General features: G+C 67.3%; 11 protein-coding genes and 1 pseudogene. 11 read left to right on the forward strand and 1 reads right to left on the reverse strand.

All coding sequences use genetic code 11. From position 1 onward, the window contains the following. The first annotated feature begins 59 nt into the window (after nucleotides 1-59). The gene (locus BHU15_RS29695; RefSeq protein ID WP_255293246.1) at nucleotides 60-587 is read left to right on the forward strand and encodes an NUDIX domain-containing protein; all 528 of its coding nucleotides are present in this window, start codon (nucleotides 60-62) and stop codon (nucleotides 585-587) included. Nucleotides 588-607: 20 nt separating this feature from the next. On the opposite strand, the gene BHU15_RS29700 is transcribed toward BHU15_RS29695, so the two are convergent. Continuing rightward, nucleotides 608-1,114: an NUDIX domain-containing protein gene (locus tag BHU15_RS29700; RefSeq protein WP_171908474.1), complete on the reverse strand. Its 507-nt coding sequence runs from the start codon at nucleotides 1,112-1,114 to the stop codon at nucleotides 608-610. Nucleotides 1,115-1,264: 150 nt separating this feature from the next. On the opposite strand from BHU15_RS29700, the gene BHU15_RS29705 reads away from it, so the two are divergent. The 10 genes and pseudogenes from BHU15_RS29705 to BHU15_RS29750 form a co-directional block, all read left to right on the forward strand. Continuing rightward, on the forward strand, nucleotides 1,265-2,470 hold the full coding sequence (locus BHU15_RS29705) for a hypothetical protein (protein WP_069629985.1): 1,206 nt from the start codon (nucleotides 1,265-1,267) through the stop codon (nucleotides 2,468-2,470). A gap of 212 nt (nucleotides 2,471-2,682) precedes the next feature. After that, on the forward strand, nucleotides 2,683-4,020 hold the full coding sequence (locus tag BHU15_RS29710) for a helix-turn-helix domain-containing protein (RefSeq protein ID WP_069629986.1): 1,338 nt from the start codon (nucleotides 2,683-2,685) through the stop codon (nucleotides 4,018-4,020). Nucleotides 4,021-4,024: 4 nt separating this feature from the next. Beyond that, nucleotides 4,025-4,738, forward strand: coding sequence for an SDR family NAD(P)-dependent oxidoreductase (locus BHU15_RS29715; protein ID WP_069629987.1), 714 nt, complete (start codon nucleotides 4,025-4,027; stop codon nucleotides 4,736-4,738). Nucleotides 4,739-5,179: 441 nt separating this feature from the next. Continuing rightward, complete coding sequence (locus BHU15_RS29720) at nucleotides 5,180-5,968, forward strand: SAM-dependent methyltransferase (RefSeq protein WP_069629988.1); 789 nt, start codon at nucleotides 5,180-5,182, stop codon at nucleotides 5,966-5,968. 361 nt (nucleotides 5,969-6,329) lie between these two features. Then, nucleotides 6,330-6,524 (forward strand): hypothetical protein, encoded by a 195-nt coding sequence (locus tag BHU15_RS29725; RefSeq protein WP_069629989.1) that lies wholly within the window; start codon nucleotides 6,330-6,332, stop codon nucleotides 6,522-6,524. A 14-nt stretch (nucleotides 6,525-6,538) separates the two neighbouring features. Further along, complete coding sequence (locus BHU15_RS29730; RefSeq protein WP_069629990.1) at nucleotides 6,539-7,777, forward strand: cytochrome P450; 1,239 nt, start codon at nucleotides 6,539-6,541, stop codon at nucleotides 7,775-7,777. A gap of 173 nt (nucleotides 7,778-7,950) precedes the next feature. Next, a complete protein-coding gene (locus BHU15_RS29735; protein WP_069629991.1) occupies nucleotides 7,951-8,679 on the forward strand; it encodes a hypothetical protein in 729 nt (242 codons plus the stop codon). Next, complete coding sequence (locus tag BHU15_RS29740; RefSeq protein WP_069629992.1) at nucleotides 8,667-9,041, forward strand: histone-like nucleoid-structuring protein Lsr2; 375 nt, start codon at nucleotides 8,667-8,669, stop codon at nucleotides 9,039-9,041. Before BHU15_RS29735 ends, BHU15_RS29740 begins: the two co-directional genes overlap by 13 nt. A gap of 62 nt (nucleotides 9,042-9,103) precedes the next feature. Further along, a complete protein-coding gene (locus BHU15_RS29745) occupies nucleotides 9,104-10,033 on the forward strand; it encodes an endonuclease/exonuclease/phosphatase family protein (protein ID WP_069629993.1) in 930 nt (309 codons plus the stop codon). Nucleotides 10,034-10,047: 14 nt separating this feature from the next. Next, a pseudogene (locus BHU15_RS29750) lies at nucleotides 10,048-10,246 on the forward strand (endonuclease/exonuclease/phosphatase family protein); the annotation flags it as partial.

The following is a 10,246-nucleotide window of genomic DNA, read 5'->3' on the forward strand; positions in this document are numbered from 1 at the left end:
ACCGTGACGAGCTGGCTCGTCGTCGTCGCCCAACGGCCGAAGGCCGCCGCATGACCCGGATGCCCGGCGGCAGCGCCCGCCTCTGTGACCACGCAAGCGTCGGGGTACTGATCTCTTCCCCGAGCGGCCTGCTGGTGTTCGAGCGGGCGACTCCTCCGGCCGGGATCGCCCCGGTCGCCGGCCACGTCGACGAGCATGGCAGCCCCGAGAAGGCAGCCCGCGAAGAGGTCACCGGGGAGGTAGGTCTCACTGTCACCCACCTACAACTGCTGTTTAACCAGTGGCGGCCCAACCGCTGCCGCCGTACGCCCAGCGGTCCGGTCGGCCACCACTGGTGGATCTTCAAGGCCGAGGTTTCCGGGTCGCTGTGCCCCTCGCCCCGGGAGACCCGCGCGCCTCGGTGGATCCGCCCCGACCAACTGCAGCAGCACGCGTTGCGCACCGTCGCGTACGCCAACAGGCGCCTGAACCATGAAGAGTTCGAGCGCGACCCCGGACTGGAGCCGGTGTGGTGCCGCTTCCTGCACGACCTGGAGCTCGTCACTCTGCCCTCGGCAGACCTCGACCGGATCGAGGCCGTCCTGTGAACGGCGACCAACGGCCAACTTCAGCGGGAGCCGACCACCCGGCCGGCCGCAAGGCGGCGAGCGTGCGCGAGGATCCGCTCACGGTCCTCGGGGAAGACGCTCTCCCAGTCCGCGTCCAGACGGAACCATGCCGCCGGCTGGTTAGGCTCCCCGGCGACCGGTACGTCGCGTCCGACGACCGCGGCGTAGGACAGGCCCAGTGTCGGAGACCAGTCGGCCCGGTAGGAACGCACTGCCACGGCTGCTGGCTCGGGCAGCAGCTCGCTGCGCAGGCCGGTCTCCTCCAGCAGCTCTCGTGCCGCCGCCGCACGCGGCACCTCGTCCGGCTCCACCTTGCCACCAGGCGGCACCCAGCCGCGCACGCGGTGCTTGACCAGCAAGACGTGCTCGAAGGCAGCGTCGGTGACCCACACCTCGGCCGCCAGCGGCTCCATCGGATACCCGCAGGCTTCCTCCAGCCAGGCCCGTGCACCGTCGAACTCGCATACGGCGAGGCGGGCATCCGCAACAGCCTCGTCCAAGATCATCTGACCGACTTCACCATGACTCACCCGCCCCACCCTAGGCCGACGAACCGCCCGACGTCGCAGCGACGAGCAGGCAGCCATCGATCCGGTGGCCCCTTCGGGCTGCAGGGCGATCACCCGTGGCGCCCGCTTCATACGAAGGAGTCCAGCGTGCACGATGAACAGCCCTTGGACTGGGGAGCCTGGGTCGTCCTCGGCAGCGTTCACCTCCTCAACCGCACCGCGCCACGGCGACCGGACGAACCGATCGTCCTCGTGGGGGTGCCACCGCAGGAGGTATGCCGGCCAGCCACCACCGTGATCGTCCGCTGGAACGCCCTGGGGCCCTGCCCGGCCGAAGCACTGCACCCCGGCGGCACCCGCTTCGGGGCCGCCACGATCGACGGCGGCGAACTGTTCCACGACGCCATCGCCGGCCCCGCCCTGCGCAGTTTGGTCGGCACCGAGGCCGCCCCTGGCATGGTGCCGCTGTGCTACCTGGCCGAACACCCCGGCGGCGGCTACCACGCGTACGCGCAGATTCGCTTCCACCCCGAGGACGCCTGCTTCGTCCGCACCACCCAAGAACCAGTAGGCCACGGCCCGGTCGAGGAACTGCGCTGGCTCGACCCGGTGCTAAGCGCTCACGCCGAATGGAGCATGCCGCTCAACAACCACCTCCGGTACTTCCGTAAGCACTTCAAGGGCACCGAGCTGGAGTTCAAGTACACCCTCGATCCGGCCCCGGACATCTGGGCCGCGTCCATGGAACTGCTCAAAGCACTGCGCGACGGCGAACTTGACGGCTGCCGCCCGGAATACCGGGAAGAGTTCCAGATCCACCACACCGAGAACCACCTATTCGACGTCACCGGCCCCGAGTCCGAGATCGGCTACGCCTCCTTCATCCCCACCGTCACCGCCGGACACGTACTCAAGCGGAAATGGTTCACCGAGGACACCTTCGCCCGCCGCGAGGAACTCACCCCCGGCCTCGACCTCACCCCCGACCGCTTCGAGACGTACCTGAGCAAGGACCTGGGCCTCCAGGTCCGAGCTATGCCGCCCTTCCAACGCGTCCGCTACGACATTCAGTGCGAGTCGATGCGCACCGGCCACGTCTATGGAATATTCCTCGACCGCTGCGCCCTCCTGGCGGCCCCCGAAGTGATGCTCTCCCAGTGCGAGCTGGAGTACCTCCGCTCACGCAGCATCCTCGACCACGACAAGGACGAGGTCCTCGTCGAGATGAGGCGGATCGACAGCTGGCTCCGCGAGTACCTCGCAAGTCACGGCTGGGCCACCGAGCACACCTTCTACTCAAAGCGCAGCTTTCTTCGCGACGCTGTCGCCCTCCGACAGAACCTGGCTCCGTAATGACTCGCCCTTAAGCCACCGTGCCGCATGTCGGCACCCTGGCCGGCCGCTGTGCCCGCTCGCACGACGCACTGCCCAGCCACCGAGCGTAGAACGCACCTCGCGCCCACACCTGTCGCGACAATTCGCAGCACTTTAGCCACATAGCGCAACTGGACTTCGCGTGTATGCGGGACTTGCCCCCGCCACGGTCCTGAAAGGAAGACAACTCGGTGGTAATTCCGCCATCCAAGCGCCTCTCCAAGGCCGCTGGGCACCCTCTCGCTCACGCGAGAATTGAACGCGGCTGGTCACAGATGGACTTGGCGAAGCGATTGGCGCTGCAGTGGGGAGCCAAGCCCCGGAAGGAGAAGGTGAGCCGCTGGGAAAGCGGACAGGTTGAACCCGACCTCGAAACGCAGTACTCCATTGCCGCGGTGCTGGGCGTGCCGGCCACCGCCGTCCGGACCCACCTGTGGCCGGATTGGATTCCTGTGGGGGAACGGCTACTGGTCGAAGGCGCCTGGACACAGGAGAGTTGTTTTGTCCTCTTCGACTCGACGGCGGGAGATGTATTGCTCGACCGCCGTGGCTTCGTCACCCTCGCCACGGGCTCGGCCGCGACCCTGGCTCGGGAGTGGCAGAGTCCGGCGGGAGCGCGCGATCTTTTCGACTGCACCGCTGGAGACTTGATCGACAGCGTCGCAGCCCGACTGCCACTGCTACGAGACCTTGAGGACATCCACGGAGGCGGGAGGGTGCGCGTACCCGTCGCCACCGAGTTGCGCTTCGCCACCGAGTTGCTGCGGGGCGCGGACCTGGGAAGCGCTGAAGCGCGGCGGCTCTTTCGACTCTGCGCAGACCTCTGCCGCATCGCTGGCTGGGCCAGTACGGACACGGGATTTCTGGCAGCCGCCGAACGCTACTTCGTACTGGGCATGCGAGCTGCGAGGGCAGGCGGAGATCGTCTGTCCGGGGCAAACCTTCTCAAGTGCATGAGCCTCCTGCTCTCGGAGAATGGGCGGCCGGCGGACGCCTTGGCCTTGGCGCGCTCCGCCGTCGAGGGCACAGCAGACGGACCGGCACGTGTAAGGGCGATGCTGACGGTCCGCCAGGCCCGACTTCACGCCGTCCTTGGGGAACGGCGCCGCTGCGAGGAACTCATCCGCCGAGCTGAGGGCCTGATGGAGCGACCGGATGACCAACTGTGTCCTCCGTGGGCTGACTACTTCGACGAAGCGGAACACGCGGCCCAAGTCGCCGCGTGCTATCTCGCCCTGGGCGATCACCAGACTTCCGACCGTTGGCTGGAGACAACTACACGGTTGCAACCGGCGTCACGTGAACGTGACGGCATCACCTACCGCCTGTGGCGGGCAGAAAATGCAACACAACTTGGTGACATCGAGCTGGCCTGTCACCACCTCGGCAAAGTCGCTCCGCTGACCCACCGCGGTTCATCCCAGCGCAACCGTGCGCGATTCAGCGCTGTCCGCCGTCTGCTCCACCGCCATCGTGCGCTGCCCCCCGTACGGACCCTGGACGAGCAGGTGGCAGCTCTGCTCGCATGAGGGCATGCACTCTCCCTCCACGCCTCGTGTCGCCCTGGTCACCGGCGCGAACCGCGGCCTCGGCCGAGCACTCGCCCACGGCCTCGCACGCCACGGACTACACGTCGTCACGACGGCTCGGAGCAACGACGCCGCCCAGCAGGCCGCCGCGGAGTTGCGCAACTTGGGCGGGCTCGCCTCCGGCCGCCAGCTTGACGTCACCGATCCGGCCAGCGTGTTCCGCGCCTTCGCAGACACCATCCACGAACACGGTCGACTCGACGTCCTGATCAACAGTGCAGCAGTAGCCATCGATCGGAACAAGACAGTCTCTGCGCCCGATATGGAAATCATACAAGAGACGATGAACGCAAATGTCTTGGGCGTCTGGCGCTGCTGTGCCCAGGCCGTACCGGCGATGAAAGATGGCGGATACGGTCGCATCCTCAATGTCACCAGCCACATGGGCAGCCTCAGCACGATGGAGAGCAGCAGCCCCTCTTACCGAATCAGCAAGGCAGCACTCAACGCCTTCACACTGGTGCTCGCGCACGAACTCGCCGACGAAAACATCTTGGTGAACGCTGCCTCCCCAGGTCTTGCCGATACACGTCTCGCCTACGGAACTGCCACCCAAAGCGCCGAGGCCGCCGCCGAGTCCATGCTGTGGCTGGCCCTCCTGCCCGATAGCGGACCAACGGGGGGCATCTTCCACGGCCCTGACCGCCTGGCTTGGTGATATCGCCGGCACCGACAGCAGAGAACTTCCCGGCAGCGAGGTAGGGGCCCTTACTCGACTCCCAAGGAAGACAGGCCAGGAGAAAAAGGGGAAGCGTCTAAGCACCAACCTCTGCACCCCCGTTACACGTATCGCCCAGCGATACCACCGCCCCTTGATTCGCGGCAGCAGGCCGGAGATCGAGGGGCATTCGCATCTATTGGAGAATTTCGCCCCTCCGAACGCAACCATGACGCAACCCTCTTCCGTGGATTTCTCGCGGGCAGTTATGGTCGGCTGTTCATCAACAACGTGACCTCACAGGCGGCGCATCGATCCGGGGCCATTGCTTCATCGATGCTCGACAACGCGACTTCCCACACGCCATTCCTTTGTGTCCAATGGCTCCGCTGGCTAGGTCCACCGAGGCGTTCAATACCGATGCCCACCAAGGAGTGCTCCATGTCCGGTGCCCACAAGCCGCAGGTGGATACGAGCAAGGCGCATCCGGCGCGGGTGTATGACTGGCTTCTGGGCGGCAAGGACAACTACGCGGTCGACCGGATCGTCGGTAAGCAGCTGCCTCTCGTGGCGAGGCGGAGTGCCAGGCAGAATCGTGCCTTCATGCAGCGTGCGGCAAAGTGGCTGGCCGGCCAGGGGGTTGATCAGTTTCTCGATATCGGGACCGGTATCCCGACGTCCCCGAATCTGCATCAGGTCGTGCAGCGGGCCGTTCCGTCGGCTCGGGTGGTCTATGTGGACAACGATCCGATCGTGTTGCGTCATGCCGAGGCGTTGCTTGTCAGTACGCGCGCGGGCAGGACACAGTACGTCGAGGCCGACGTCCGGCGTCCGGACATGATCCTGGAGCACGCTCGGGACAGTCTGGACTTCGGCCGGCGGGTGGCGGTGTCTCTGATCGCGCTGCTGCACTTCATCGGAGATGAGGACGACCCGTACGGCATCGTCCGCACGTTCGTCGACGCGCTCGCGCCCGGCAGCTTCTTGGTCCTCTCGCACGGGACGTTCGACTTCGAGCCGGACGGGGCGCGGACGATCGCGGCGCCGTACGAGCGCGGGGGAATCACCGTTAGCGCTCGTACGCGGGCGGAGGTGGAGCGGTTCTTCGAGGGTCTCGATCTGGTGGAGCCCGGGCTGGTGATTGCTCCGAGATGGCGCAAGGACAACAGACGCCCGAGTGAGGCGCGCAGTGCCGTGTATGCGGGTGTCGCCGCGGTCCGGGCCTCTTGAACTCTCCCTCATTCCCGGGGGCTTGGTGCTCGCTGAGTCCTCTTTGAACCGGCTGCCGGGGCCTTGGCTCTCTGCCGTCCGTGTGTCCTTTCCCCCTTGGGCCGCGGTCAGCGGAGCGGCGTCTTCCGGTCCCGGCAGCCTCCCTCTGCGTCATCCGTTGTACGAGCGACCGAGTGCTTGAAGGGCTTATGACGACGACACCGCTCCGGCAGACGGGCACGGTTCGAAACGCTCTGCTCACCCTGCGGGCGCGTCTGGTTCTGGTGGCCATGATCGCGGTGACGGCGCTGGCATCGCGTCCTTCCGGCACCTGTCTGGCTCCGAGCTGGAGACCAGCGAGCGTCACAAGTGGGAGTACGTCGTGCGGGCCTACGACAAGCTCGGCTCTCTCGCAGAGGTACTCCAGCGAGCCGACACGCGCGCCGGCCCCGCAGATGAGGTCACCGGCTACTACTGCGAACTCCTCGTGACCATGATCGAGTTCAAAGAGCACTGCCGCGACGCCCTGGTCACCCTCGTCGAACACCGCCTCGCTCTCACCCTCGCGACCCCGTAGAAGGGCAGACCAGCATGACACCGCTCATAACCGAGCCGTCGTCGAGCATCGACCTGTTCGCCGACACCGTCCTCGACGACCCGTACCCCATCTACGAGGTCCTGCGCCGCATGGGCCCGGCCGTGTGGCTGAACCGGCACGACATGTGGTTCATAGGCGGGTACGAGGACGTGAGGACCGCGCTCCACGCCGCCGCCACATTCTCGTCCGAGAACGGCATCGCTCTCACCGACACGGCCAACCGGCAGTTCCTGAACGGCACGGTTCTAGTGGCGCACGGTATGCGCCACGTCCAGCTGCGCCGCCCGCTGTCCCGGCAGCTCGCTCCCCGTGCCATGAAGTCCCTGGTACCGGAGATCAGATCACACGCCGCACGCCTGGCGGTCGAGTACATCAGCAAAGGGGCGTTCGACGCGGTCGAGCTGGTGACGGAGTTCGTCGCCGGCCAGGTCGTGCACCTCATGGGCCTGCCCGAGTCCACCCGCCCGAAGCTCGTCGCCCAGGGCGCGGCAGTGTTCGACATGTTCGGCCCCGGCAACGCCCGCTACCGTGCCGCCGCCCCGCTGGCCACCGCGATGACGACGTTCCTCAGCACCGAAGTGTCCCGTACGTCGGTACGCCCCGGATCCTGGATGGCGGACCTCTACCGGGCGGCGGACGACGGCGACATCGCCGAGGACGATGTCGTGCCACTGATGTCCGCCTACACCACCGCCGGGATGGACACCACGATCCACGGCATCACCGCCGCCCTCCACCACCTCGCCCACCATCAGCGCTACTACAAGGAACTGCGGACCGGACGGCTCAAAGCCGCTGGCGTCTTCCAGGAGGCCATCCGTCTCGACGCCCCGATCCAGGGGTTCGGACGACGCGCCCGGCGAGACACCAGGGTCGGCAACGCCCGTATCCGGGCGGGCGAGCAGGTGTGGCTGTCCTACGGCTCCAGTGGCCGTGACCCCCGCCGGTGGGGTCACTACGCCGACACCTTCCGTCCCGGCCGCACCGGCGCCGATCTCCATCTCGCCCTCGGTTACGGCCCGCACGCCTGTGCCGGCGGACACCTCGCCGTCGCGCAGGCCACCGGTCTCCTCGACGCCCTCGCCCACCACGGCACGCGCCTCGAACCCGCCGGCATCCCGGTCCGGGCACGCAACAACATCCTCCGCGGCTGGGCAACCCTTCCCCTGACGATCACCCCGGACCGCCGCCGGGTCCGCCACGCACGGAGGCCCACTGCCACACAGGCATGACCGCACCGGCACCACACCGTCCGTGGCCCCGCCCTCAGGAAATGGCGGGGCGAGCCGGCCGGCAGCCCAAGCGGGCCGCCCAACAGCCGGCATCCGGCAGACCGGCACGAGGACCTCCCCGCCAGGCACGTGCCCCCTTCGACTTGCCCGTCTTCATGTCAGAAAGGTTCCCCGTGACCACCTGTGAAGCCGAGAACGCCTCGCCGCAAGACCGTATGCAGCAGTCGTTGGACCGGGCGGGGCTCTCAGCCCATGTGGACGTGGCGGACGACCAGTCCACGCTGCGTGTGGTGCTGCTGGGCGGGAGCCGGCTGCCCTTCCTCCACTTCTTGTCCGCCGACGAGGCCACTGCGTGGCTGGAGAACGCGGGGATCCGAGCTACCGCGGACACCGACGAAGACGACAACGTGGTGCTCCACCTGCCCCGTGACACGGTGGCCACGGTTCGCGAGTTGCTCACCGCGGACTACCTCCGCGCCGAGGACGCCGCCGACGCGCTGCAACACGCCCTCCACCAGGCCGGCATCACTCTCGCCACAGTGACGGTCGCCGACCAAGACGCCCTCGTCGTCGAGATCGCCGACTCCGACAACCTCGAAACGGGGGTGAACCTCGGCGTGCTGCTGGGCGCCGACGACATCGCCCAGAACATCAAACTGCACCGCCCCAAGGGCATGCGGAAACTGGCCCACCGCCTGCAACTGGTACTGACCGGCGCCGTTGGGCGCGGGGTCGCCGTACACGCCGAACCCGGCTGCCAGCACCGTGACGACCGCCTGCTGATCGACCTCCGCGTCGACCAGACACCGCATCTCGCCGCCCGGATCACCTCCACCCCACGGCCCACCCGGGCCGGTCACATCGGCCAACCTGAAGAAAGCCCATCACCATGGCCCGCATAAAACAACTCATCCTCATCGACGATTTCGACGGGTCCAACGCCGCCGAGACAATTCCTTTCAGCCTCGACGGCACCGACTACCGGATCGAACTGAACGCTGCGAACGCCGCGAGAATGCGGCAGATATTGCGCCCGTACATCGACGCCGGCCGCCGCGTGCCGCGACTGGTCACCCCGCACGGCACCTGGACGCCCACCCGCCACTCGGCCCGCCCCAAGACCTCCAACAGGACGGACCCCGGCCGTGCCGGACGCGTACGGGCATGGGCACGGCGCAACGGAATCCACGTAGCGAACCAAGGTGTCATCTCCGCAAAGGTCTACGCCCTCTACGACAAAGCGATGACACAGAACGGCAAATAGAAACCCCGAGCCCGTTCAGCCGTCCCTCAATTCGCTTTCATCTCAGCTTGCAGGAGGTATTCGTGACACCCGCAGAAGGGGACGTTGTGACCGTCGCGGTCTGGAATGTGGAGCACAACGGCCACGACAGGAACGGTACCGACGAACGCCGGCACCGGGCGTACGACGTGCTCGCCGGACACCGTCCGGACCTGGTGTTCCGCCAGGAGCTGACCCACGCCCATCTCGACGGCTCCCGGGCCCTGTACGAGGAGGGCAACCGGCTGGGGCTGTGCCCGTTCATGGCGCCGGGAACCCCGGAGAGCCCGAACCCGACCGGGGTTCTCCTCTCCACCGAGCTGTTCCGGGTCGACGCGCTCTACACCCACGCCACCGGCGGCTGGCACCCGATCTGCAACCCCCTCGTCCGGCTCAAGGACTCGGACGGTCGCCCGTCCGGCACAGCGCTGTCACTGGCCAGCGTCCACCTGTGCTGCTACGACCCCGAGACCCGGGCCCGGGAAGCGAAACGCCTGGTCACCCTCGGCGCACCGGGCCGCACCGCGCTGTTCGGCGGGGACATGAACTCCTACCCGCACCGTACGCACGAGGAGTCGGTGCCACTGCCCGACTGGTCGGACCCGGCGCTGAGCGACGCCGCGCACTTCGAGCACCGCACCGTCGAACGCGACGGGCAACGTGTCGCGGATACGGTGCCGGATCAGATCCTGGCCGGCGGCAGGCAGGTCTTCATCGAGGCCGGCCACTACGCGGCCCGCCGGCTCGGGCAGCCCGGCGCGCTGGAGCCGACGGCCAACCTGTGGCGCAAGGACCAGGGCCGCCGGAGCCGCATCGACCGCCTGTACTTCTCGCCGGCTCTCGCACCCGCGCTGCTGTCCCTGGAAGTGGTGGCCGACGACGACGTGGCGGAGGTCTCCGACCACGCCCTGCTGATCGCCCGGTTCGACCGGGCCGCGATGCATCGGGCCCTCACACCCGCGCTTGACATCTAGAAGGAAGACCCGGCATGAGCCGCCAACTGACCGTCCTGTGCACCAACTTCGAGAACAACGGCGGAGGCGACCCCGCCAAGCGCCAGGCAATGAACGAGCGTCTCGTCTCGCTGAACCCGCACCTGATCTTCCGCCAGGAAGTCTGGGACTCCGGCGACAACGGGAACACCATCGCCCACGAGGCCGAGGACATCCTCGGCCTCGTGGGCGATG

Source organism: Streptomyces niveus (assembly GCF_001723055.1).
GTDB classification, from domain to species: Bacteria; Actinomycetota; Actinomycetes; order Streptomycetales; family Streptomycetaceae; genus Streptomyces; species Streptomyces niveus.